Source organism: Blautia wexlerae (genome assembly GCF_013300825.1).
In the GTDB taxonomy this organism is placed as follows: Bacteria; Bacillota; Clostridia; order Lachnospirales; family Lachnospiraceae; genus Blautia_A; species Blautia_A wexlerae_B.
Map to the genome: position 1 here is coordinate 1 of NZ_JAAIMY010000117.1, position 329 is coordinate 329.

At 52.0% G+C, this 329-nt stretch carries 1 rRNA gene; it reads right to left on the bottom strand.

Annotation, left to right across the window (positions count from 1 at the left end):
- Window positions 1-329, bottom strand: a 23S ribosomal RNA gene (locus tag G4417_RS16685); the annotation flags it as partial.

The following is a 329-nucleotide window of genomic DNA, read 5'->3' on the forward strand; positions in this document are numbered from 1 at the left end:
CACCTGAAGTGCTTAACCTTGCCAGTAAGCGTAACTCGCCGGACCGTTCTACAAAAAGTACGCGGTCGCACATATAAAGTGCTTCCACAGCTTGTAGACACAGGGTTTCAGGTTCTCTTTCACTCCCCTCCCGGGGTCCTTTTCACCTTTCCTTCACAGTACTATGCGCTATCGGTCACTAAGTAGTATTTAGCCTTAGGGGGTGGTCCCCCTGATTTCCCACAAGGTTCCACGTGTCTCGTGGTACTCTGGATCCTGCTCAGTCAGCTCTGCTTTCACGTACGGGGCTTTCACCCTCTGTGGCCGGCTTTCCCAAAACCGTTCTGTTA